This window comes from Nocardioides kribbensis (assembly GCF_015070375.1).
Taxonomy (GTDB): Bacteria; Actinomycetota; Actinomycetes; order Propionibacteriales; family Nocardioidaceae; genus Nocardioides; species Nocardioides kribbensis.
In genome coordinates this window covers 1-22,532 of the sequence record NZ_JADCLL010000009.1, presented here as the reverse complement: position 1 = coordinate 22,532, position 22,532 = coordinate 1, and the positions used below count along the sequence as shown (strand labels likewise).

The 22,532-nt window shown below is 74.3% G+C and carries 20 protein-coding genes and 1 rRNA gene; 14 read left to right on the top strand and 7 right to left on the bottom strand.

Annotation, left to right across the window (positions count from 1 at the left end; genetic code table 11):
• Positions 1–8 precede the first annotated feature (8 nt).
• Positions 9–398 carry a tautomerase family protein gene (locus IR170_RS17205; protein ID WP_056865868.1) on the bottom strand — a complete coding sequence of 130 codons (390 nt, stop codon included), beginning with the start codon at positions 396–398 and terminating at the stop codon, positions 9–11.
• A 98-nt stretch (positions 399–496) separates the two neighbouring features.
• On the opposite strand from IR170_RS17205, the gene IR170_RS17200 reads away from it, so the two are divergent.
• Both IR170_RS17200 and IR170_RS17195 read left to right on the top strand, forming a co-directional pair.
• Positions 497–1,909 carry an amidase gene (locus IR170_RS17200; protein ID WP_193666168.1) on the top strand — a complete coding sequence of 471 codons (1,413 nt, stop codon included), beginning with the start codon at positions 497–499 and terminating at the stop codon, positions 1,907–1,909.
• Between the two features lie 9 nt (positions 1,910–1,918).
• The gene (locus IR170_RS17195; RefSeq protein WP_193666166.1) at positions 1,919–2,773 is read left to right on the top strand and encodes an SDR family NAD(P)-dependent oxidoreductase; all 855 of its coding nucleotides are present in this window, start codon (positions 1,919–1,921) and stop codon (positions 2,771–2,773) included.
• Here the strand turns inward: IR170_RS17195 and IR170_RS17190 are convergent.
• Together IR170_RS17190 and IR170_RS17185 are read right to left on the bottom strand one after the other, a co-directional pair.
• Complete coding sequence (locus IR170_RS17190) at positions 2,770–3,534, bottom strand: sulfite exporter TauE/SafE family protein (protein ID WP_193666164.1); 765 nt, start codon at positions 3,532–3,534, stop codon at positions 2,770–2,772. The two genes, IR170_RS17195 and IR170_RS17190, sit on opposite strands and share 4 nt — an antisense overlap.
• The gene (locus IR170_RS17185; RefSeq protein ID WP_193666162.1) at positions 3,531–4,253 is read right to left on the bottom strand and encodes a FadR/GntR family transcriptional regulator; all 723 of its coding nucleotides are present in this window, start codon (positions 4,251–4,253) and stop codon (positions 3,531–3,533) included. The genes IR170_RS17190 and IR170_RS17185 overlap by 4 nt, the downstream gene beginning before the upstream one ends.
• 103 nt (positions 4,254–4,356) lie before the next feature.
• Between IR170_RS17185 and IR170_RS17180 the strand changes: the two genes are divergently transcribed.
• From IR170_RS17180 to IR170_RS17170, 3 genes are read left to right on the top strand one after another with little or no spacing between them, the layout of a single operon-like run.
• Positions 4,357–5,685, top strand: a complete 1,329-nt coding sequence (locus tag IR170_RS17180; RefSeq protein WP_193666160.1) for an SLC13 family permease — start codon at positions 4,357–4,359, stop codon at positions 5,683–5,685.
• 17 nt (positions 5,686–5,702) lie between these two features.
• Complete coding sequence (locus IR170_RS17175; RefSeq protein ID WP_193666157.1) at positions 5,703–6,950, top strand: CaiB/BaiF CoA transferase family protein; 1,248 nt, start codon at positions 5,703–5,705, stop codon at positions 6,948–6,950.
• Entirely contained in the window at positions 6,947–8,383 is a 1,437-nt protein-coding gene (locus tag IR170_RS17170) for a carboxyl transferase domain-containing protein (RefSeq protein WP_193666155.1), read from the top strand. Before IR170_RS17175 ends, IR170_RS17170 begins: the two co-directional genes overlap by 4 nt.
• 4 nt (positions 8,384–8,387) lie before the next feature.
• Here IR170_RS17170 and ku read toward each other — a convergent pair whose 3' ends face one another.
• Positions 8,388–9,353 (bottom strand): non-homologous end joining protein Ku, encoded by a 966-nt coding sequence (gene ku / locus IR170_RS17165; protein ID WP_193666153.1) that lies wholly within the window; start codon positions 9,351–9,353, stop codon positions 8,388–8,390.
• An 86-nt stretch (positions 9,354–9,439) separates the two neighbouring features.
• Here ku and ligD (IR170_RS17160) point away from each other — a divergent pair, with 86 nt between their 5' ends.
• The 4 genes from ligD (IR170_RS17160) to IR170_RS17145 are packed head-to-tail and all read left to right on the top strand — an operon-like array spanning position 9,440 to position 12,825.
• Positions 9,440–10,396 carry a non-homologous end-joining DNA ligase gene (gene ligD / locus IR170_RS17160; RefSeq protein ID WP_193666151.1) on the top strand — a complete coding sequence of 319 codons (957 nt, stop codon included), beginning with the start codon at positions 9,440–9,442 and terminating at the stop codon, positions 10,394–10,396.
• Positions 10,393–11,307: a non-homologous end-joining DNA ligase gene (gene ligD / locus IR170_RS17155; RefSeq protein WP_319805140.1), complete on the top strand. Its 915-nt coding sequence runs from the start codon at positions 10,393–10,395 to the stop codon at positions 11,305–11,307. Before ligD (IR170_RS17160) ends, ligD (IR170_RS17155) begins: the two co-directional genes overlap by 4 nt.
• A gap of 28 nt (positions 11,308–11,335) precedes the next feature.
• Complete coding sequence (locus IR170_RS17150) at positions 11,336–12,028, top strand: response regulator transcription factor (protein WP_193666150.1); 693 nt, start codon at positions 11,336–11,338, stop codon at positions 12,026–12,028.
• Positions 12,029–12,069: 41 nt separating this feature from the next.
• On the top strand, positions 12,070–12,825 hold the full coding sequence (locus IR170_RS17145) for an HAD-IIA family hydrolase (RefSeq protein WP_193666298.1): 756 nt from the start codon (positions 12,070–12,072) through the stop codon (positions 12,823–12,825).
• A gap of 16 nt (positions 12,826–12,841) precedes the next feature.
• On the opposite strand, the gene IR170_RS17140 is transcribed toward IR170_RS17145, so the two are convergent.
• Entirely contained in the window at positions 12,842–13,450 is a 609-nt protein-coding gene (locus IR170_RS17140; protein WP_193666149.1) for a TetR/AcrR family transcriptional regulator, read from the bottom strand.
• Between the two features lie 46 nt (positions 13,451–13,496).
• Between IR170_RS17140 and IR170_RS17135 the strand changes: the two genes are divergently transcribed.
• Together IR170_RS17135 and IR170_RS17130 are read left to right on the top strand one after the other, a co-directional pair.
• The gene (locus IR170_RS17135) at positions 13,497–14,414 is read left to right on the top strand and encodes an oxygenase MpaB family protein (RefSeq protein WP_193666147.1); all 918 of its coding nucleotides are present in this window, start codon (positions 13,497–13,499) and stop codon (positions 14,412–14,414) included.
• A gap of 10 nt (positions 14,415–14,424) precedes the next feature.
• Positions 14,425–14,667 (top strand): DUF3099 domain-containing protein, encoded by a 243-nt coding sequence (locus tag IR170_RS17130; protein ID WP_056865880.1) that lies wholly within the window; start codon positions 14,425–14,427, stop codon positions 14,665–14,667.
• 11 nt (positions 14,668–14,678) lie between these two features.
• Here IR170_RS17130 and IR170_RS17125 read toward each other — a convergent pair whose 3' ends face one another.
• Together IR170_RS17125 and IR170_RS17120 are read right to left on the bottom strand one after the other, a co-directional pair.
• On the bottom strand, positions 14,679–17,894 hold the full coding sequence (locus IR170_RS17125; protein ID WP_193666145.1) for a hybrid sensor histidine kinase/response regulator: 3,216 nt from the start codon (positions 17,892–17,894) through the stop codon (positions 14,679–14,681).
• 53 nt (positions 17,895–17,947) lie between these two features.
• Positions 17,948–19,411: a serine/threonine-protein kinase gene (locus tag IR170_RS17120; RefSeq protein ID WP_193666142.1), complete on the bottom strand. Its 1,464-nt coding sequence runs from the start codon at positions 19,409–19,411 to the stop codon at positions 17,948–17,950.
• Between the two features lie 144 nt (positions 19,412–19,555).
• Here IR170_RS17120 and tyrS point away from each other — a divergent pair, with 144 nt between their 5' ends.
• The 3 genes from tyrS to IR170_RS17105 all read left to right on the top strand — a co-directional run.
• Complete coding sequence (tyrS, locus tag IR170_RS17115) at positions 19,556–20,827, top strand: tyrosine--tRNA ligase (RefSeq protein WP_193666139.1); 1,272 nt, start codon at positions 19,556–19,558, stop codon at positions 20,825–20,827.
• A 10-nt stretch (positions 20,828–20,837) separates the two neighbouring features.
• Positions 20,838–21,881 carry an alpha-hydroxy acid oxidase gene (locus tag IR170_RS17110; protein ID WP_319805139.1) on the top strand — a complete coding sequence of 348 codons (1,044 nt, stop codon included), beginning with the start codon at positions 20,838–20,840 and terminating at the stop codon, positions 21,879–21,881.
• A 545-nt stretch (positions 21,882–22,426) separates the two neighbouring features.
• A 16S ribosomal RNA gene (locus tag IR170_RS17105) occupies positions 22,427–22,532 on the top strand; the annotation flags it as partial.

Sequence of the window (22,532 nt, the reverse complement as noted above, 5' to 3'; positions counted from 1 at the left end):
AGGCGCCCTCAGAGCCCGCCGTCGAGGAACTGCGCCCTGCCCTCGCCGAAGGACCAGTCCTCCTTCTCGTTGGCGCTCACCGAGACGATGAGGTCCTGCGGGCGCACCGCGCAGTGCTCCTCGAGCCGGTCGGCGAGCGCCCGGTAGAGCGCCTGCTTCTGCTCGGCGTCGCGCCCCTGCTGGAAGACCTGCACGACGACGATGCCGTCGGTGCGCTCGTAGCCCAGCCCGGTGTCCTCGGCGATGATCTGCCCGGCCGGGTGCTCGGTCACCACCTGGTAGCGATCGCGGGCCGGCGCGGCGAAGACGTCGAGCATCACCTCCTGCACGACGTCGGCGAGGCGCCGCAGCTCCTCGGGGGTGCGGCCGGCGGTGACGTCGATCCTGACGAGCGGCATGGGTCTCCTCGGGGTGGTGGGGTCAGCGGTGACGGGTCGTGCCCGAGTCAAGCAGCAGGCCCCAGGGTCGGGTCGCGGGTCGGGTCTAGGGTCGGGTCATGGACGAGCGCAGGGGCGTCGACGAGCACGACGCGGTGGCGGTGGCCGAGCGGGTCGCCTCGGGACGGTCGAGCGCGCGGGAGGTGCTCGAGGAGAGCCTCGCGCGGGTGGCGCGGCTCGACCCGCCGCTCAACGCGTTCTCGGTCGTGCTCGCCGAGGCGGCCCGCGCCGAGGCCGACGCGCGCGACGCGGCCCAGGCGGCGGGGGAGCCGCTGGGGCCGCTGCACGGGGTGCCGGTGGCGGTCAAGGAGGAGCTCGACGTCGCCGGCGCCGTGACGACGTACGGCGGCGAGGCCAACTCCGCCGCCGCGTCGGCCGACGCGGAGCTGGTGCGTCGGCTGCGCGCGGCGGGCGCGGTGGTGGTCGGCAAGACGACGATGCCGGAGTTCGGCGCGTTCCCGTTCACCGAGGGCGCCTCGCGCGGGCTCACCCGCAACCCCTGGGACCCCTCGCGGACCCCGGGAGGGTCGAGCGGGGGCACGGCGGTGGCGGTCGCGACGGGCATGGTGCCGGTGGCCGTCGGCGGCGACGGCGGCGGGTCGATCCGCATCCCCAGCGCCTGCTGCGGGCTCTTCGGTCTCAAGCCGCAGCGCGGGCGGGTGACCGCGGCGCCGCAGCCGCACCTGTGGTGGGCGCTGGGCACGACCGGCCCGCTGGCCCGCAGCGTCCGGGACGCCGCGCTGGTCTACGACGTGGTGCGCGGCAGCCTGCCCTCCGACCTCCACCACGCCGGGGAGGCGGGGTCCTTCGTGGAGGCGGCCGGCCGCGCTCCGGGGCGGCTGCGGGTCGGCTGGTCGGTGCGACCGGTCACCCGTGGGGTGCGCCCGCACCCGGAGCACGTCGCGGCCGTCCACGACACCGCGCGGCTGCTGGCCGAGCTGGGCCACGAGGTGCGCGAGGTCGATCCGCGCTACCCCGACCCGACCGCCGCCTTCGTGCCGCAGTTCCTCGCCGGCATCCGCTCGGAGGCCGAGCTGGTGCAGCACCCCGAGCGGCTGGAGCGCCGCACGCGCGAGACGCTGCGGCTGGGCGCGTGGGTGACCCCGCGGGTGCGGGAGGCCGCCCTGCGGCGCACCCGCACCGTCTCCGCCCTGGCCAACCGGGTCTTCGAGGGCGACGGCGCCGTCGACGTGCTGCTCACCCCCGCCACGGCCCACCGTCCCGCCCGGGCCGGAGTCCTCGACGGCCGGGGCACGGTGGCCAGCTCGCTGCTGGCGCTGCCCTCGATCGCCTACGCCGCGCTGTGGAACGTCGCGGGCAACCCCGCGGCCGCCGTGCCGGCGGGGCTGGCCTCCGACGGGCTGCCCCTGGCGGTGCAGCTGGTGGGCCGCACCGACGACGAGCCGACGCTGCTGAGCCTCAGCGCCCAGCTCGAGGCGGCACGCCCCTGGTCGTTCCCGCCCGCCTCGTAGACTCCGCGGGTGCTGCTGACCACGCCCGTCTCCCGCGTCCGTCGTCTGCTGGGCTTCCCCAGCCCCCTGGCCGGGCGGGTCGTGCTCGTCACCGGCGCCTCCTCCGGCATCGGCGAGGCCACCGCGGTGCAGGCCGCGGCCAAGGGCGCCACGGTGCTGCTCGTCGCCCGTCGGGCCGAGGAGCTGGCGCGTGTGCAGGAGACGATCGAAGCGGCCGGCGGCCGGGCCGCGACCTATCCCTGCGACCTCACCGACCCCGACGCCGTCGACGCCCTCGTCGCGCAGGTGCTGGCCGAGCACGGCGCCGTCGACCACCTGGTCAACAACGCCGGTCGCTCGATCCGCCGCTCGCTGCGCCTGAGCCACGACCGGCTGCACGACGTGGAGCGCACGATGGCGGTCAACTACCTCGGCCCGGTGCGGCTGACCATGGGCCTGCTCCCCGCGATGCGGGCCCAGGGCTTCGGCCACGTGGTCAACGTCGTGACCTGGGGCGTGCAGGTCAAGGCGCCGAAGTTCTCCGCCTACATCGCCTCCAAGACCGCGCTCGACACCTGGGGCCGCATCGCCGGGCGCGAGACCTACGCCGACGGCGTCGCCTTCACCGCCATGCGCTTCGCGCTGGTCCGCACCCCGATGATCGCCCCCACGGAGGCCTACGCCGGCCGGGGGGAGACCCCCGAGAGGGCCGGGGCGCGGGTCGTGCGGGCGCTGGAGGACCGCCCGGTCACCGTCGACACCCTCGCGGGCCGGCTGGGCGAGATCGTCACCATCGCCGCCCCGCGGCTCTCCGACGCGGTGTTCTCCCTCGTCGACGCGCGCTTCCCCGACTCCGCCGCGGCGCGCGGCTCCGACCGCCCCTAGACCAGCAGCCCGACGGCGGCGGCCACGCCCGCGGCCACGACGAGGGCGCGCAGCACGGTCGGCGGCAGGCGCCGGCCGATCCGGGCGCCGACGTAGCCGCCGCCCACCGAGCCGAGGGCGAGCAGCCCGACCGCGGTCCAGTCGAGGTCGGCGACCGCGACGAAGATCGCCCCGGCCACGAGGTTGCCGGCCATCACCGCCAGCGTCTTCAGGGCGTTGAGCACGCGCATCTCCACGTCGAGTCCCAGGCCGAGCACGGCCATCGCCATCACCCCGGAGCCGGCGCCGAAGTAGCCGCCGTACACGCCGGTGAGGGCGCAGAAGACGCGGGTGGTGCGCGACATCGCGGTGCGGTCGACGGGGGTCCCGCCGTCGTGGCGCGACCGCAGCCGGGCCGAGAGGCGCGGCTGGACGCCCACCAGCAGGCACGTGAAGAGGATCAGCCACGGCACCACCGCCCCGAAGACCTCGGCCGGCAGCGAGAGCAGCAGGAAGGCCCCGGCCACCGCGCCGGAGCCGCAGGCCAGCAGCACCGACCAGGTGAGCCGCGGGTGGACGCGCAGCTCGGCGCGGTAGCCGACCGACCCGCTCACCGCGCCCGGGAGGAGGCCCACGGTGTTGGAGGCGTTGGCCACCACCGGCGGCAGGCCCACGGCCAGCAGCACCGGGAAGCTGAGCAACGACGCGACGCCCACCGTCGAGGTGAGCACGCCGGCCCCGAGGCCGGCCACGAGCACGGCCAGCTGCTCGAGCCCGCTCACCGCTCCTCGTCGCGCAGGACGGCGACGTCGCTGACCATCTCGACGTGGCGGTGCATGGCCGCCGCGGCGGCGACGGGGTCGCCCGCGGCGATGGCGTCGGCGATCGCGCGGTGGCCCGCGAGGGAGTCGCGGGGTCGCCCGGGCTGGGAGAGCGACTCGATGCGCGACTCGCGGACGAGGTCGCCGATCTCGCCCATCAGCCGGGCCAGCAGCAGCGAGTGGGCGGCCGCGGTGACGGCGCCGTGGAAGCGCTCGTCGCCCTCGACGCCGCGCCCGCCGGCGGCGATGTCGGCCTCCATGGCGGCGAGGGCGTCGCGGATGCGCGCGAGGTCGTCGTCGGTGCGGCGCGCCGCCGCGAGCGAGGCGATCTTGGTCTCGAGCGCGTCGCGGGTCTCGAGGATCTCGGGCAGCCGGTCGGCGTGGGCGCGGATGGCGTCGGTGATGCGGGTGGTGGCCGGCACGCCCGAGGAGCCCGGCGAGCCGGTCACCACGGTGCCGTCGCCGTGGCGCACCGCGACGACGCCGATGACCTCGAGGGCCACCAGGGCCTGGCTCAGCGTCGCCCGGCTCACCCCCAGCCTGGTCGCGAGCTCGCGCTCGGGCGGCAGCCGGTCGCCGGCGACGAGCCCGTTCTCCTGCACCCACCCGGTGATCTGCTCCGCGACCTGCTCGTAGAGGCGGGTGCGGGCGAGGCGGCGCGGGAAGGCGGCGTCGGACATGCGGCCAGCGTATTGACTAATGGGTCACTGGGCTATTGGCTAGGCCACTGAGCCAGATGTGATCGCGGTCACCGGGACGGCGGGCTCGGGAGAGAGGGACCTGATGGGACCGGAATGGGTAGCGATCATCGCGCTCGTCGCGTTGTTCGTCATCGGCACGCTGCTGCCGATCAACATGGGAGCGTTGGCCTACGTCGCCGCGTGGCTGGTGGGCATGTACGCCCTGGAGCTCGACGAGAAGGAGATCCTGGCCGGGGTCAGCGGTGACCTGATTCTCACGCTGATCGGCGTCACCTACCTCTTCGCGATCGCGAGGAACAACGGCACCGTCGACCTCATCGTGCGCAGCGCGGTCAGGGCGGTGGGCGGGCGCGTCGCGCTCATCCCCTGGGTGATGTTCTTCGTGACCGCGCTGCTGACCGCGATCGGGGCGGCCAGCCCGGCCGCCTGCGCCATCATCGGCCCGATCGCCCTCGGGTTCGCCGGTCGCTACCGCATCAGCCCGCTGATGATGGGCATGTTCGTCGTCCACGGCGCGCAGGCCGGCGGGTTCTCGCCGATCAGCATCTACGGCATCATCACCAACTCGGTGATGGAGGACGCCGGTCTGCCCTCCAACGAGATCGTGGTGTTCCTCTCCAGCCTGATCGTCAACTTCCTGCTCGCGGTCGTGCTCTTCGCCGTCCTCGGCGGTCGCGAGCTCGTCAGCCGCCGCATCGACGCCGACGAGGCCCAGGGACCCGACACCCTCACCGAGGACCTCCACCGTGGCGGCGCCTCGATCCCGGCCCGCGGCACGGGCGCCACCACCGCGACGCCGACGCAGTCGCTGGGTGTGCGCAGCGACCAGGTGCTGACGCTCGTCGCCTTCGTCGCGGTCGCGGTCATCGCGCTGGCCTTCGACAAGAACATCGGCTTCGTGGCCATCACGGCCGCGGTCATCCTGGCCATGCTCTCGCCCAACCAGCACAAGGACGCCGTCAAGCAGGTCGCCTGGCCCACCGTGCTCCTCGTCGCGGGCGTGAGCACCTACGCCACGATCCTCACCACCGCGGGCTCGCCGGAGTTCGTCGGCACGTGGGCCGCCGGCCTGGGTGCGGCCGCGCTCGGCGCGCTGATCCTCTGCTACGTCGGTGGCGTGGTCTCGGCCTTCGCCTCCTCCACGGCGCTGCTGCCGGTGATCATCCCGATCGCGGTGCCGCTCATCGCCGACGGCGGCATCAACGCCGCGCTCTTCGTGGCGGCCCTCGCGGTCTCCTCGACCATCGTCGACGTGAGCCCGTTCTCGACCAACGGCGCCCTGATGCTGGCCAACCGGCCCGACACCATCAGCGAGCCCGTCTACTACAAGCAGATCCTGACCTACAGCGTGATCGTGGTCGTCCTCGGACCGCTCCTGGTCTGGGCCGCGCTCGTGCTGCCGCACTGGTGAGAGGGACGACCACACCGATGACCGACCAGACCCCCGACCAGACCTCCGAGCAGACCCCCGGCCGGACCCCCGGTGCCGGCCCCAGCGGCACCCCCCTGTCCGACGTGCTCGTCGTCGACCTGACCCGCGCCCTGGCCGGCCCCCACGCCACGATGATGCTGGGCGACCTCGGCGCCCGCGTGGTCAAGGTGGAGACCCCGCAGGGCGGCGACGACACCCGCGGCTGGGGCCCGCCCTTCGTGGGCGAGCCCGACCAGCGGCAGTCGACGTACTTCCTCTCCGCCAACCGCAACAAGGAGTCGATCGCCCTCGACCTCAAGGACGACAGCGAGGGCGGCGACCGCGAGGTCCTGCTGCGACTGGTCGACCGCGCCGACGTGCTGGTGGAGAACTTCCGCACCGGCGTCCTCGAGCGGCTCGGCCTGGGCATCGAGGAGCTGCAGCGGCGCAACCCGCGTCTCGTGGTGCTCTCCATCACCGGCTTCGGCCACGACGGCCCCGAGGGCGGGCGGGCCGGCTACGACCAGATCGCCCAGGGCGAGGCCGGGCTGATGTCGCTCACCGGCTCCGGGCCCGACGACCCCCAGCGCGTCGGCACGCCCATCGCCGACCTCCTCTCGGGCATGTACGGCGCCTACGGCGTGCTGGCCGCCCTCAACGAGCGCCACCGCACCGGGCGCGGCAGCGTCGTGCGCACCTCCCTGCTGGCCTCGCTGGTCGGCGTGCACGCCTTCCAGGGCACCCGCTGGACCGTGGCCGGCGAGGTCGGCCGCGCCCAGGGCAACCACCACCCCTCGATCTCGCCCTACGGCCTGTTCCGCTGCCGCGACGGCGCGGTGCAGATCGCGCTGGGCAGCGAGGGCCTGTGGCGCCGCTTCTGCGCCGGCTTCGGACTCGACCCGGAGGCCGAGGGCCTGGCCACCAACCCCGAGCGCGTCGCCGTGCGGGAGGAGGTCGTGGCCCTGGTCGAGTCGGTCTTCGCCGACTGGGACAGCGAGCCCCTGCTCGCCCGGCTGGCCGAGGTCGGGGTGCCGGCCGGCAAGGTCCGCACCCTCGACGAGGTCTACACCTGGGACCAGACCCTCAGCCAGGGGCTGGTCGTCGACGTCGAGCACTCCACGCTCGGCACGGTCTCGCTGCCCGGCCCGCCGCTGCGCTTCTTCGCCGGCGACGGCACCGAGGTGACCCGGCGCGACCACGCCGCGCCGCCGGTGCTCGACGAGCACGGCGCCGCCCTCCGCGCGTGGCTGGAGGAGGAGGCGTGAGCGAGCGCTGGACCGCCCACCAGCTGCTCGAGCTGGTGCTCGACGACGGCTCCTACGAGTCGTGGGACGCTCCCATCGACATCTCCGGGCACTCCGCCGACTACCGCGCGGCGCTCGAGCGCGCCGCGCAGAAGGCCGGCACCGACGAGTCGGTGGTCACCGGCCGCGGCACGATGCACGGGCGGCCCGTCGCGGTCGTGGCCAACGAGTTCGGGTTCCTGGCCGGCTCCATCGGTCGCGCCGCGGCCGACCGGATCGCCTCCGCCGTACGCCGCGCCACCGCCGAGGGGCTGCCCCTGCTCGCGACGACGGCCTCCGGCGGCACCCGCATGCAGGAGGGCACCCCCGCCTTCGTGCAGATGGTCGAGATCTCCCGCGCGATCATGGCCCACCGGGCTGCGGGGCTGCCGTACCTCGTCTACCTGCGCAACCCCACCATGGGCGGGGTCTTCGCCTCCTGGGGCTCGCTGGCCCACGTCACGGTCGCCGAGCCCGGCGCGCTGGTCGGCTTCCTGGGCCCGAAGGTCTACGAGGCCCTCAACGGCGAGCCCTTCCCGAGCGGTGTGCAGACCGCGGAGAACCTCGCCGACCGTGGCGTCATCGACGCCGTCGTGCCGGCCGAGCAGCTGCCCGCCCTGGTCGACCAGGCCCTGGCGGTGCTGGTCGACGCCCCCGACGAGCCGGCGCTGCCGCGCCGCACCGGCGAGCCCGATCCCGACGCCTCGGCCTGGGCCGCCATCGAGCGCACCCGGGCACCGGGCCGCGCGGGGGTGCGCGACCTGCTGCGCCACGCCGGGTCGCGCACGCTGCGCCTGCGCGGCACCGACGAGGGCGAGCACGACCACACCGTGATCGTCGCGCTGACCCGTCTCGACGGCCAGCCGTGCGTCGTCGTGGGTCAGGACCGCACGCGTCAGACCCCCGCCACCCCGATGGGGCCGGGCGCGCTGCGCGAGGCCCGGCGCGCCATGCGGCTGGCCGAGGAGCTCGGCCTGCCGCTGGTCACCGTTATCGACACCCCGGGCGCGGAGCTGTCCCAGCGTGCGGAGGAGGGTGCGATCGCGGGCGAGATCGCCCGGTGCATCGCCACGATGACCACCATGACCGTGCCCACCCTGTCGGTGGTGCTCGGCCAGGGCTGCGGGGGAGGGGCGCTCGCGCTGCTGCCCGCGCAGGTGGTCGTCGCAGCCGAGAGCGCCTGGCTCTCCCCGCTGCCACCCGAGGGCGCCAGCGCGATCGTGCACCGCGGCGACACCGGCCACGCGGCCGAGATGTCGGAGCACCAGCAGGTCCGCGCCGTCGACCTGCTGCGCGACGGCACGGTGCACCACGTCGTGCCCGAGCGCGCCGACGACGACGCGGCGGCGCTGGCGCGCGCGGTCGCCGCGGAGTGCTCGGCCCGCCTCCGCGACCTGGCGGCGGCCCGGGGCTGAGCCCTCAGCTGGCCTGGGGGGCCGCCGCCTTGCGCGTCGTGCGCTTGGCGGCGGTCTTGGCGGCCGGGGTCTTCTTCGCGGTGCTCTTCTTCGTGGTGCCCTTCGTGGCCGTGGCCTTCGTCGTGGTCTTCTTCGCAGCCTTCTTCGTGGTCTTCTTCGTGGTCTTCCCCGCCGGCGGCGAGGCCGGGCCCGCGTCGCCCCGGGCGCTCTTGGCGGCGTCGACCGAGCGCTGCAGGGCGGCCAGCAGGTCGACGACCTCGCCGGAGGACTTGGTCGAGGTGGCGGTGCGCGTGAGCTCGCCGCCCTCGATCTTGGCCTTCACCAGGGCCTCGACGGCCCCGGCGTAGTCGTCCTCGAACTCCGCGGTGTCGAAGTCCCCGGCCAGGGTCTCGACCAGCATCGTGGCCATCGCGACCTCGCTGTCCTTGACCTCGCCGGGCTCGACGGAGAAGTCGGGGGTGCGGATCTCGTCGGGCCACATCATGGTCTGGAGCACGATCACGTCCTCGCGCACCCGCAGCACGGCGATGGAGGTCCGCTGGCGCAGCGCCACCGTGACCACGGCCATCCGGTCGGCGTCGACGAGGGCCTGGCGGAGCAGGGCGTAGGGCTTGGCGCCGGACTTCTCCGGCTCGAGGTAGTAGCTCTTCTCGAAGAGCATCGGGTCGATCTGGTCGCTCGGCACGAACTTCTCGACCGCGATCTCGCGCGAGGACGACGCGGGCAGCTCGGCCATGTCGTCGTCGGTGAGCACGACCATCTCGCCGTCCTCGGTCTCGTAGCCCTTCGCGATCTCGCTGTAGGGCACCTCCTCGCCGTCGACCGAGCAGATCCGCTGGTAGCGGATGCGGCCCCCGTCGGCGACGTGCACCTGGCGGAAGGAGACGTCGTGGGACTCGGTGGCGGCGTAGAGCTTCACCGGCACGTTGACCAGGCCGAAGGAGACGGCGCCCTTCCAGATGGCTCGCATGCGCCGAGTATTCCCCTCCGCCGCCTGCGCGTCATCACCCCGCGCGGGGTGCTGCCGGCCGGGGGCGGGTGCGCCAGGATGGCCGCATGCTGCCGATGCTGGCCACGAAGGCCGACCACGTGCCGACCGGCCCGGGGTGGGTCCACGAGGTGAAGTGGGACGGCGTGCGGGCGCTCGTCGACACCGCCGGCGGCTCCACCCGCCTGACCAGCCGCAACGACAACGCCATCACCCCGGCCTGGCCCGACCTGGTCGACGCGCCGCTGGGGCGCCGCGACGTCCTCCTCGACGGCGAGATCATCGCGATGAACGACGCGGGCCTGCCCGACTTCCGCGTGCTCCAGGACCGGATGCACGTACGCCGCGCCGCGACGGCCGCCCGCCTGGCCGAGCAGGTGCCCGCGCTGCTCATGGTCTTCGACGTCCTGCGCCTCGACGGGGCCGACCTCACCGGCGAGCCGCTCGCCCGGCGTCGCGAGCTGCTCGAGGACCTGGTCGCCGACGGCCTCGGCGGCACGTGGCAGGTCCCGCCGACCTACGACGACGGCGAGATGCTCGCCGAGGCGACGCGGGCGCAGGGGCTGGAGGGCATCGTCAGCAAGCGGCTGACCTCGCGCTACACCCCGGGCGAGCGCAGCCCGCACTGGCTCAAGCGGGCCCACCGCCACCGGCTGTCCTACGTCGTGGGCGGCTGGCGGCCCCAGGAGGGCACGACCGACCGGCTCGGTGCGCTGCTGGTGGGCGAGCCCACCCGCGACGGCCTGCTCTACCGCGGTCGGGTGGGCAGCGGCATCGGCGGGCGGGCCTCCGCCCTGCTCGCCGAGGCGCTCGCCCCGCTCGCACGGGGCGACAGCCCGTTCGCCGACGAGGTGCCGCGGGTCGACGCCCGCGGCACCCGGTGGGTGGAGCCGCGGCTGGTGGTCGACGTCGACACCCACCACACCTCGCGGGCCCAGCGGCTGCGCCAGCCGTCGTACCAGGGCCTGCGCCCCGACCTGGCTCCGCAGGACGTCGTCGCGCCGGCCCCGGGGGAGGACCGGTGAGCCCCGAGCGCCAGGAGGTGCGCGTCGAGGTCGACGGCCGCACGCTGACCCTGTCCAGCCTCGACAAGGTGATGTACCCCGCGACCGGCACCACCAAGGGCGAGGTCCTCGACTACTACGCCCGGGTCTCCCCGGTGCTGCTGCCGCACCTCGCCGACCGGGCGGTGACCCGCATCCGGTGGCCGCACGGCGTCGCCGACGGGAGCTTCTACGAGAAGAACGCCCCCGCGGGCACCCCGTCGTGGGTCCGCACCGCCCGGGTGCCCACCACCGGCACCCGCGGCCCGAGCCGCCACGGCGACACGGTGGTCTTCCCCGTCGTCGACGACCTGGCCACCCTGACGTGGCTGGCCAACCTCTCCGCCCTCGAGCTCCACGTCCACCAGTGGACGGTGGGCCGCAACGGGCGCCCGCGCAACGCCGACCGCCTCGTCGTCGACCTCGACCCCGGCGAGCCGGCCGGCCTGCACGAGTGCTGCCAGGTCGCGATGCTGGTGCGCGAGGAGCTGGCGGGTCACGACCTGGCGGTGCGCCCCGTCACCAGCGGCAGCAAGGGCCTGCACCTCTACGCCGACCTGCCGGGCCGGATGCGTCCCGACGACTCCACCGCGCTGGCCAAGGAGGTCGCCGAGGCGCTCCAGGCGCGCGTGCCGCGGCTGGTCACGGCGACCATGACCAAGGCCCGGCGCGGCGGCAAGGTGTTCCTGGACTGGTCGCAGAACGCCGGCTCCAAGACGACGGTCTCGCCGTACTCCCTGCGCGGGCGCGAGCGGCCCACCGTCGCCGCCCCGGTGACCTGGGCGGAGGTCGAGGCGGGAGCCGAGGACCCGCTCGGCCTGGAGCAGCTGCGCTTCGAGGAGGTCCTCGACCGCGTCGCCGACCTCGGCGACCTGTTCGCCCCTGCCACCTGAGCGGCCCGCCTGGCCTTAGGGTGGGCACATGCCGCGGGTTCTGGTCGTCGAGGACGAGGAGGACATCGCGTTCCCCCTGGTCCGCACCCTCGAGCGCGAGGGCTACGACGTCGTCTGGGTCGACAGCGGGCAGAAGGCCCTCGAGGACCTCGCCGGCGGCGCGACGGCGGTCCCGGCCGACGTGGTGATCCTCGACCTCGGCCTGCCCGACATGGACGGCCTGGAGGTCTGCCGCCGCGCGCGCGAGGCCGGCTTCGGCGGCGCGATCATGATCGTCACCGCCCGCGCGGCCGAGCTCGACCGCGTCGTCGGGCTCGACTACGGCGCCGACGACTACGTCGCGAAGCCCTTCGGCCTGGCCGAGCTCCAGGCGCGGGTGCGGGCGCTGCTGCGCCGCACCACGGCGGTCCGCGAGCCCGAGCCCGCCCACGACGGGCTGCGCATCGACGTCGGCGCGCGCCGGGTCTACGCCGGCGACGTCGAGGTGCCGCTCACCGGCAAGGAGTTCGACGTGCTCAGCATCCTCGCCGCCCAGCGCGACAAGGTGGTCTCCCGCGGCCGGCTGATGGCCGACGTGTGGGACGAGAACTGGTACGGCTCGACGAAGACCCTCGACGTCACCATCGGCCGGCTGCGCCAGAAGCTGGAGAGCGTCGGCGTCACCGAGAAGGTCGTGGCCGTGCGCGGCGTCGGCTTCCGCCTCGAGACCCCCGCGCCGTGAGCGCCCACCCGGAGCGGGCCGTCGAGACCTGGCTCACCGACATGGACGGCGTGCTGGTGCACGAGGAGGTGCCCATCCCGGGCGCCCAGCAGTTCATCGAGCGGCTCAAGGCCTCCGGCCTGGGCTTCCTGGTGCTCACCAACAACTCGATCTACACCCCGCGCGACCTGCGTGCCCGTCTGCTCGGCAGCGGGATCGACGTGCCCGAGGGCGCCATCTGGACCTCGGCGCTGGCGACCGCGCAGTTCCTGGCCGACCAGCGCCCCGGCGGCACGGCCTACGTCGTCGGCGAGGCCGGCCTGACCACGGCGCTGCACGACATCGGCTACGTCATGACCGACCGCGACCCCGACTACGTCGTGCTCGGCGAGACCCGCACCTACTCCTTCGAGGCCATCACCCGCGCGATCCGGCTCATCGCCGACGGCGCCCGCTTCATCGCCACCAACCCCGACCCCAGCGGGCCCTCCCAGCAGGGCATGCTCCCCGCCACGGGCTCGGTGGCCGCGCTCATCAGCACCGCCACCGGGCGGCAGCCCTACTTCATCGGCAAGCCCAACCCGCTCATGATGCGCAGCGCCCTCAACCGCATCGACGCGCACTCCGAGACCACGGTGATGGTCGGCGACCGGATGGACACCGACATCATCAGCGGCCTCGAGGCGGGGCTGCGCACGGTGCTGGTCACCAGCGGCTCGACCCGCGCCGACCAGGTCGAGACCTTCCCCTACCGGCCCACCCGGGTCTTCGAGTCCGTGGCCGACCTGGTCGACCTCGTCGGCGACGGCACGCTCTAGCCGCGACCCGGCCGGCTCAGCCGGCGGGGCGGTCCCGCACGACCGCGAGCACGGCCCTGGCCAGCGCCTCGCCCAGCACGTCGCCGTCGAGCGGCCGGGCCGCGACCTGCCCGTCGTCGAAGAGCGCCTGGCTCGCCCCGAGTGCGAACAGCACCCGCCAGGCCGCGCCGGCCTGCTCCGGCGTGGTCGCGAAGCGCTCCACCAGCCACCCGCTCACCGTGTCGCCGAGGCGGTGGGTCGCCGCCGTGGCGGGCGGGCCCAGCCGGGGGTCGCTGCGTCCCTCGACGAGGAAGGTCCGCAGGGGAGCGCGCTCGGTGGCGAAGATCCCCAGCGCGGCGCGGGCGAGCAGCCCCACGGCGCGGTCGTCGTCGGGCTCGGCGTCGGCGGCGGCGAACGACGCGGCGGTCGCCGCCTCGATCCGGGCCAGCGCGCGGGCCTGGGCGGCCACCAGGAGTCCGGTGCGGTCGCCGAAGCGGTGGTAGAGCGAGCCGTTGGAGGTGCCGGCCCGGCGGGCCACGGCGGCGATCGTCACCGCCGCCAGCCCGCCCTCGGCCAGCAGGTCGAGGGCCGCGGCGAGCATGCGGTCGGCCGACGACTCGCTGCGCGACTGCACGGGGGTCCTCACGCCGACGACCCTAGCGCGACTGGAGCAGGTGCTCTAGTTTGGCTCCATGAGGACCTTCACCTGGCGCGGGCAGCGCTTCGGCGGCGTGGGCCGCGACCACTGGCGGCGGGTCAACGACCGCCTCGACCCCGAGACCGACTTCGTCGAGATCTACCGCAACGTCGTCACCTACGACCTGCCCTGGGACATGAACCAGGCCCTCTCCTTCGCGCTCTTCCGCACCTACGCCGTGCCGGGCATCGGTCGCCTCCTCGACGAGACCGGCCAGTTCACCGGGGCGGTGCAGAAGCGCTACGACGACACCGGGCTGCTGCTGGAGGTGCCGCTGCTCCGCGGCTTCGAGCACCCCGAGGCCCGCACGGCCGTGCGGCGCATCAACCAGATGCACCGCTCCTACGACATCCCCGAGCACGAGATGCGCTACGTGCTGTCGACCTTCGTGGTCGTGCCCAAGCGCTGGGTCGACGACTACGGCTGGCGCCGGCTCACCGACGGTGAGCTGCGGGCGTCGGTCAACTACTACCGTGAGCTCGGCCGCCACCTCGGCATCCGCGACGTCCCGGAGGACTACGCCGGCTTCGAGCGGCTGCTCGACGACTACGAGGCCGTCCACTTCGCCCCCGACGCCGGCGCCCGCCGGGTCGCCGACGCCACGCTCGGGCTGATGCTGACCTTCTACCCCCGCCCCGCCGCGCGGGCGGTCGAGGTCTTCAGTCGCGCGCTCATGGATCCGCCGCTGCGCTCGGCCCTCCAGTACGCCGCGCCCCCGGCCGCCGTCGTGGCCGCTTCCCGCGGCGCGCTCAAGGCGCGCGGCCTGCTGCTGCGGGCGTTCCCGAGCCGCACGAGCGCGCGCACCGTCAACGACCTGCCCTACGTGCGCTCCTACCCCGACGGCTTCGACGTGGCTGCGCTCGGCACCCGGCCTGTGCCGGGGGTCGCCGGCTGCCCGGTGCGGCAGGCGTAACGTCGGGGCCGTGCAGCGTGCGCGACGACGACGGGTCTACCTGGTGCTGATGGGCACCTGCCTCGTGCTGGTCGTGCTCGCCTGGAACGTCGTCCGGCTGTGGTCGACCTCGGCGGCGGTGGTGATGAGCGTGGTGGCGGCGGTGATCCCGCCGGTGGCCAGCGTGGTCGCCAACCACGGCGCGCTGGCGGAGAGCGACCTGCCCCGGGAGCGCCCGGAGCGCCGCCCGCCGCCTCCCGACCCCGACCGCTGACCGGCCCGGGCTCAGCCCAGGGTCGCGTCGCGCCAGGCGAGCATGGCGGCCCCGGCCCGCGCCAGCTCGGCCTCCACGTCGGGCAGCAGCGCCTCGATGCCCTCCGTGGTGCCCGACTCGGCCACGTGCTCGACCCGACGCAGGGCCTCGGCGGCGTCGCGGGCGCCGAGGTTGAGCGCGCCGCCCACGAGCTTGTGCGCGCAGCCGCGCACCTCGGCCGGATCGGCGTCCTGCGCCAACAGCGTCCGCAGCCGGCTGAGCGTCTCGGTGCCGTTGGTGACGAAGTTGCCGATGGCACGGGCCAGGTAGGTGCCGTCCTCGTCGACCTCGCGCAGCATCTCGAGCCGGTCGAGGTCGAGCTGCGCCACCGCCTGCGGCGCGGCGGAGCGGCGCAGCGCGGTGGGCATCTCGACCTCGACGCCCAGCCAGCGACCGAGGGTGGCCGCCAGGGCGGTCGGGTCGACGGGCTTGGTGAGGAAGTCGTCCATGCCGGCCTCGAGGCAGCGCTCGCGCTCACCCTCCACCGCCGCGGCCGTCATGGCCACGATGGGGCGGCGCGCACCGGACTCGGCGGCGCGGATGGCGCGGGTGGCGGCGTAGCCGTCCATGTGCGGCATCTGCACGTCCATGAGGATGACGTCCCAGTCCTCCGCGGCGGCGCGGGCGACCCCCTCGGCCCCGTCGTCGACGGTGACGACCTCGAAGCCCAGCGCCTCGAGCAGACCCGTGGCGACCATCTGGTTGACCGCGTTGTCCTCGACCACGAGCACCCGACCGAGCACGGCCGGGTCGTCCTGCTCGCGGGTGCGGCTCTCGCCGGCGTCCTGGCCGGCGCCGTCGCCGGCCGCCCCGGAGGTGGCCGAGCCCAGCAGCTGCACGAGGGTGGAGCGCAGGACCCCGGTGACGACGGGCTTGACCAGCCAGTCGTCGACGCCGGCGGCGTCGAGCTCCTCGGGGGCGACGGCCGGGGTGGAGGTGAGCACGAGCAGCCGCACCCCGTCCCACGCCGGGTCGGACCGCACCGCGCGGGCCAGGCCGAGGCCGTCGACCCCGGGCATGACCAGGTCGAGCACGACGGCGTCGAAGGGGTCGCCCGCGGCACGGGCGCGGGCGAGCTCGTCCAGGGCCTCGGCGGCCGACGCCGCCCCGACCGTGCTGATCTCCCACCAGCTCAGCTGCTCCTCGAGGATCAGCCGGTTCGCGCCCACGTCGTCGACGACCAGCACCCGGTGCCCCGACAGCAGGGTCCGGGCCTCGACCTCGGCGGGGTCGATGCCGTCCCCGGCCGCCTCCCGCAGCGGCACCGAGAAGGAGAAGACGCTGCCGCCCCCGTCGCGCGGGGCGTAGGTGATGTCCCCTCCCATCGCGTGGACGATCTCGCGGGAGATGGCCAGGCCCAGACCGGTGCCGCCGTAGACCCGGGTCGTGCTGGCGTCGGCCTGGGTGAAGGGCTCGAAGAGGTGGTCGAGCTCGCTCGGGTCGACCCCGACCCCCGAGTCGCTCACCGAGACCGCCAGGCGCACCCCGCCGTCGCCCGCGGGCCCCGTCGTCGGCGCGGCGGTGACGCGCACGGCCACCCCGCCGGTCTCGGTGAACTTCACCGCGTTGGAGACCAGGTTGGTGAGCACCTGCGCGAGCCGGGTCGGGTCGCCGGCGAGCACCACCGGCACGTCGGGGTGGCAGGACACCGACAGGTCGAGCCCGCGCGTGCGCGCCGATTCGGCCAGCACCCCGACGACCTGGTCGAGCACGAGCCGCACCTCGAAGTCGAGGGTCTCCAGCTCGAGCCGCCCGGCCTCGATCTTGGAGAAGTCGAGGATGTCGTTGATGACGCCGAGCAGGGCGCGTCCCGCCACCTGCACGCCGGAGGCCAGGCGCTGCTGCCGTGTCTCCAGGCCCGAGCGCAGCAGCAGGTCGGTGAGGCCGATGACGCCGTTGAGGGGGGTGCGGATCTCGTGGCTCATCGTGGCCAGGAACTCCGACTTCTGCAGCGACGCGGCCATCGCCTCGTCGCGGGCCGCCGCGAGGGCGCGGTCGTCGCGCTCGCGCTCGGCGACGCGCCCCAGCTGGCCCGCGACCAGCCCCACCATCGCCTCGATCATGGCGTGGCGGTAGAGCGGCGGGTCGCTGGTGAGGGTGACGACCGCGCAGACCTCGTCGTCCAGCGTGACCGGGAAGCCGATGGTGAGCCGGGCGTCGTCCCACCGCGGTCGCCGCTCGCGCAGGACCCGCCGGGCCAGGGCGAGCTCGTTGGCCGTCTCGACCGGGGTGCTCAGGTCCTCCGCGGTCTCGACCTCGCCGCGGTGCAGCGGGGCGAGGTCGTCGCTGTCCGCCACCGGCACGAAGGCGCGCCCGCGCACCCAGTCGTCGTGCAGCAGCACCAGCGACCGCGCCTGGAGCAGCACCTCCTCCAGGGTCCTCGCCTGGTTGGCGGCGCTGGCGACGGTCTGCATGAGGGCGTTCTGGGCGACCTGGTCCTGCAGCGCCAGCTCGGTCTCGTGGGCCTCGGTGACGTCCTGGTGGGTGCCGGCCATCCACCGGCGCCCGTCCGCCTCGTGCACGCGGCCGCGCCCCTTCGTCCAGACCCAGCCCTCCCCGGCCCGCATCCGGGCCACGAACGCCAGGTCCTCGGGCCCGGCGAGGGCCTGGGAGACCGCGTGCTCGACGTCGGCCCGGTCGTCGGGGTGCACCCGGGCGAGGAAGCCCTCGACGTCGGTCAGCGGCTCGTCCTGGGGCAGCCCGTAGAGCGCGAGCAGCGCGGGAGAGGCGGTGACCAGGCCGCTGTCGAGGTCCCAGTGCCAGCCACCGATGCGGGCGATCTGCTGGGCCTCGGCGAGGCTGGCCTCGCTGGTGCGCAGGGCCTCGGTGGTCGCCCGCCGCTCGGTGTAGTCGGTGAAGGTGAAGATCACGCGGGTCAGGCGCCCCCGCTCGTCGCGCAGCGGGCTCTCCCGGGTCAGGGTCCACAGCACGCCCCCGTCGCGCCGCAGCAGCTGCACCTCCACCGGCGCCTCCCGCACCCGGCCCTCGCGCAGCTCGGCCAGGTGCGCCTCGAAGTCGGCGACCCCGCCGGGGTCGAGCGCCTCGCGCAGGTCCATCGCCATGGCCTCGTGCTCCGGCACGCCGCACATGCGGGCGATGACCCGGTTGGCGTAGACCGTGCGCCCCTCGAGGTCGACCACCCAGACCCCGTCGGGGGAGGACTCCACGATGTCGCGGTAGAGATCCACCGGTTGCACGTGAGGTCCCCCCGGGCGTCGATTGGTGGGCCCCACGATAGGGCTCAGCTCAGGTCGCCGGCGATCAGGTAGCTGCCGTCGGACTGCTGCTGCAGCTGGAGGGTCACCGACTCCTCGACGGGCCCGCCGCCCGCCTCGGTCTGACGCCGGTAGACGTAGCTGACCGTGCCCGCCGCGGGGTCGGCGCTCACGTCGAGCACCTCGGCACGCCGCACCGTGCCCCAGAAGCCCAGGTAGCCCTCGAGCCCGCCGCTGGCCTGCTGGAAGGCCGGGGTCAGCATGGCGAACGCCGACTCGGGGTCGGAGGCGGCGAGGGGGATGTACTGGTCGACGAAGGCGGTCATCGACGCCGCGGTGGGCCGCGGCTGCGCCGTCGGCGAGGGGGAGCCGGAGGGCGACCCCGACGGCGACCCCGACGGCGAGGCCTCAGGGCTGCCCGAGGCGCTGCCCCCCGAGCCCGGGGCCGCGGTGGCGGGCTGCTCGGTGGCGCGGTCGTTGCCGAGCACGAAGGCGAGCCCCGTGACCGCGGCGATGGCCACGAGGGCCAGCGCTGCCGCCAGCACCCGGCCCGCACGCCGGGGGCGTTCCGCCCGGCCCCCGGTCGCGGCCGCCGCCGCGGCGGGGGTGACCACGGGGGCCACGCCCGTCGAGACGGGCGGGAGCACCGAGAGCCGCTGGGTCTCACCGGAGCCGGCACGGGGGAGCACGGCGGTCTCGGCCGAGCCCGGCCCGGCGGCGAGGAAGTCCCGCACCCGGTGCATCGGCCAGCGCTCGGCCGGGTCGTGGGTCATCGTGTGCTCGAGCAGCGGGGCCAGCCAGCCGGCGTCGTCGAGCCGCGGAGGGTCCTCGTGCACGATGCGGTAGAGCGCGCCGAGCACGTTGTCCTTGACCTCGTAGGGCGGGTGGCCCGACAGCGCGTGGTAGAGGGAGGCGCCGAGCGACCACACGTCGCTGCGGTCGGTCGCGGTCGACCCGGAGGCCACCTCGGGCGCCAGGTAGGCCGGCGACCCCGTCACCAGGCCGGTCTGGGTCAGCGACGGGTCGGCCTCGGCGCGCGCGATGCCGAAGTCCGACAGCTTGAGGTGGCCCTCGTCGGTCACCAGCATGTTCGACGGCTTCACGTCGCGGTGCACGATGCCCGCGGCGTGCGCCGCGGCGAGGGCGTCGGCGGCCTGTCCCAGCAGCGGCGCCGCCTGGTCGGGGGTGAGGCGGCCCCGGTCCCGCAGCAGCCCGGAGAGGTTGGTGCCCTCGACGTACTCCATCACCAGCCACTGCTGGTCGCCCTCGTCGACGAGGTCGAAGACCGCCACCACGTGGGGGTGGTTGAGCCGGGCCGCCAGCTTGGCCTCGCGCTCGGCGCGGTGGAGGTCGGCGTCGCTGGCGCCCGGCGCCAGCCCGATCCGCTTGACCGCCACCTGGCGTCCGAGCACCTCGTCGCGGCCGAGCCACACGGCGCCCATGCCCCCTCGCCCGACCTCCCGGTCGAGGGTGTACCTGCCTGCGATCAACGTCTGACCTCCTGGCGCGCCACGATAGGCGCTGCGGCGGCGTCGCTCATCCTCCGACGGGGTGGGCGGGTGGGCGCCGGTGGTCCTCGTGCGGCAGGCTTGTCCCGGCGGGACCCGCCCGCCGTCCGTCCCGAAAGGCCCGACGTGCCCCTCGACCCCTCCCTCCCCGACGACCTCGCGTGGCGCGGACTCCTCGCCCACACGACGGACCTCGACGCCCTGCGCGAGGCGCTGGCGGCCGGGAGCGTGCGGTACTACGTCGGCTTCGACCCCACGGCGCCCAGCCTCCACCTCGGCAACCTGGTCCAGATCCTCACCGCGCGCCGCCTCCAGGACGCCGGCCACACGCCCTACCTCCTGGTCGGCGGCGCGACCGGCATGATCGGCGACCCGCGCGACTCCGGCGAGCGGACCCTGAACTCCGCCGACACGGTCGCCGACTGGGTCCAGCGGGTCCGGGCCCAGATCGAGCCGTTCCTCTCCTTCGAGGGCGACAACGCAGCGACGATGGTCAACAACCTCGACTGGACCGGCGGACTCTCGGTCATCGACTTCCTGCGCGACATCGGCAAGCACTTCCCGGTCAACCGCATGCTGGCCCGCGACACGGTGCGCCGACGCCTCGAGTCGGGCATCAGCTACACCGAGTTCAGCTACGTCCTGCTGCAGTCGATGGACTACCTCGCGCTCTTCCGCGACCACGGCGTCACGCTGCAGTTCGGCGGCTCCGACCAGTGGGGCAACCTCACCGGCGGGGTCGAGCTCGTGCGTCGTGCCGACGGCGCGTCCGTGCACGCCTTCGCCACCCCGCTCATCACCAAGACCGACGGCACCAAGTACGGCAAGACCGAGGGCGGCGCCCTGTGGCTCGACCCGGACCTGACCTCGCCCTACGCCTTCTTCCAGTTCTGGCTCAACGTCGAGGACGAGAAGGTCGGCGAGCTGCTGCGGATCTTCACCTTCCTCCCGCGGGCCGAGATCGAGGCCCTGGAGGCCCAGCACGCCGAGAAGCCCTTCCTGCGGGCCGGTCAGAAGGCCCTGGCCGAGCACGTCACCACGCTGGTGCACGGTGCCGAGGAGACCGCCCGGATCCAGGCGGCGTCGGCGGCGCTGTTCGGCGGCGGCGACATGGGCGGCCTCAGCGCCGACACCCTGGGCGCCGCGCTGCGGGAGGCCGGCAGCGTGCGGCTCGACCGGGCCGACGGGCTGCCCGGCGTCCTCGACCTCCTGGTGAGCGCCGGGCTGGCCAAGAGTCGCGGTGAGGCCCGCCGCACCGTCACCGAGGGCGGGGCCTACGTCAACAACGTCCGCGTCACCGACCCCGACCACGTGCCGTCCTCCGACGACCTGGTGGGCGGCACCTGGCTGGTGCTGCGCAAGGGCAAGAAGAGCTTCAAGGGCGTCGAGGTCGTCTGAGGTGGTCGGGGTGCCGAGGTCCTGGGTCGACGGGCTCGAGGCGCGCGCCCGCGCGTCCCTGCCCGCCCCCGTGCACGAGTACGTCGCGCACGGCGCCGGAGCCGGCACCAGCCGCGACGAGGCCGCGGCGGCCTGGCGCGACGTGCGGTTCCTGCCCCACGTGCTGCACGACGTGACCGACGTCGACCTCGCCACCGAGGTCCTCGGCACCCGGCTCGAGACACCGGTGGGCGTCGCTCCCACCTCGCTCCAGCGTGCGGTCCACCCTGACGGCGAGCTCGCGATGGCCCGCGCGACGGCCGCGGCCGGTGGCCTCATGGTCGTGAGCAGCAACGCCGGGTCGACCTTCGCCGACATCGCGGCCACCGGGGTCGCCTGGTGGCTCCAGGTCTACCTCCCCTCCGACCGGACCCTCGCCCTGCCGCTGCTCGAGCGCGCGGTGGCGGCCGGCGCCCGGGCCGTCGTGCTCACGGTCGACACCCCGGTGGTGGGGTCCTGGGAGCCGGCCGGCGACCGGGTCTGGGACGTCGTGGACCCCGCGTTCACCCGGGTCAACTTCGACGAGGGCCACGACACGCAGCCCGGTGCCGAGAAGGCCCTCGACCTCGGGCCGCACGACCTCGACTGGCTCGCCGAGCGCACCGGGCTGCCGGTCGTCGCCAAGGGGGTGCTGCGTGCCGACGACGCGCGCCGCTGTGTCCAGGCCGGTGCGGCCGCCGTCTGGGTGTCGAACCACGGCGGACGCCAGCTCGACCGCGCGGTGGCGCCGGCGCGCGCGCTGCCCGCGATCGTGCGGGAGCTCGCCGACGAGGACGCCGAGGTCTACGTCGACGGCGGCCTCGGCTCCGGCACCGACGTGCTCGCCGCTCTCGGCCTCGGAGCCGACGCCGCGTTCCTGGGCCGCCTGCCCCTGTGGGCACTCGTCGAGGGGGAGCACGGCGTGGGCCGGCTGCAGGACCGGATCCGGGCCGAGCTGGTCGAGGCCATGCGTCTCGCGGGCTGCCGGCGGGTGGCCGACGCGCGCGACGTCGTCGGGTCGCCAGCGCCGTTCTGAGCGCTTCGCCGAGCCCTGTTCCGAGCGCCGTCAGGGGCCTGTGCCCGCCGTCACGCCCGTTCGATTTGGCGCTGCGGGGACAGGTCGCCTAACGTTCCATCTGTCGCCAGGGAGCGGCGGGGGACAAGATCCGGTCTGGATCGGGTTCCCGGCCCCGGGTCGACCACCCTCACGCCTGCATCGCGAGCAGACGGCCACCGCCTCGAGCGGAAGCCGAAAGCCGCGATCAGTAGTGTGCGTGGTGAGCGGAATTGAATGCGAAAAGCGCGAGTTTGCGCCGCAGAATTCGCTCCGCTAACGTTAGCAACGCAAGCCCCGCCGCCGGGTCGGAAACGGTCTGGGACGGTGTGCGTCTGATTCTTGAGAACTCAACAGTGTGTCATAGTCGACGAATTAGTTTGTTATGCCCCGTTGGCTGATCTCCTTTTTGGGGGTTGGTTGATGGTTTCTTTGGTAAGACAATGATTCTGACATCATGTCAGGGTTTTGTTCTTGTCAGGCATCTCTTTTTCCTTGCGTCCTTTGTGGGTGTGGGGTGTTGTTTTTCAACGGAGAGTTTGATCCTGGCTCAGGACGAACGCTGGCGGCGTGCTTAACACATGCAAGTCGAGCGGTAAGGCCTCTTCGGGGGTACACGAGCGGCGAACGGGT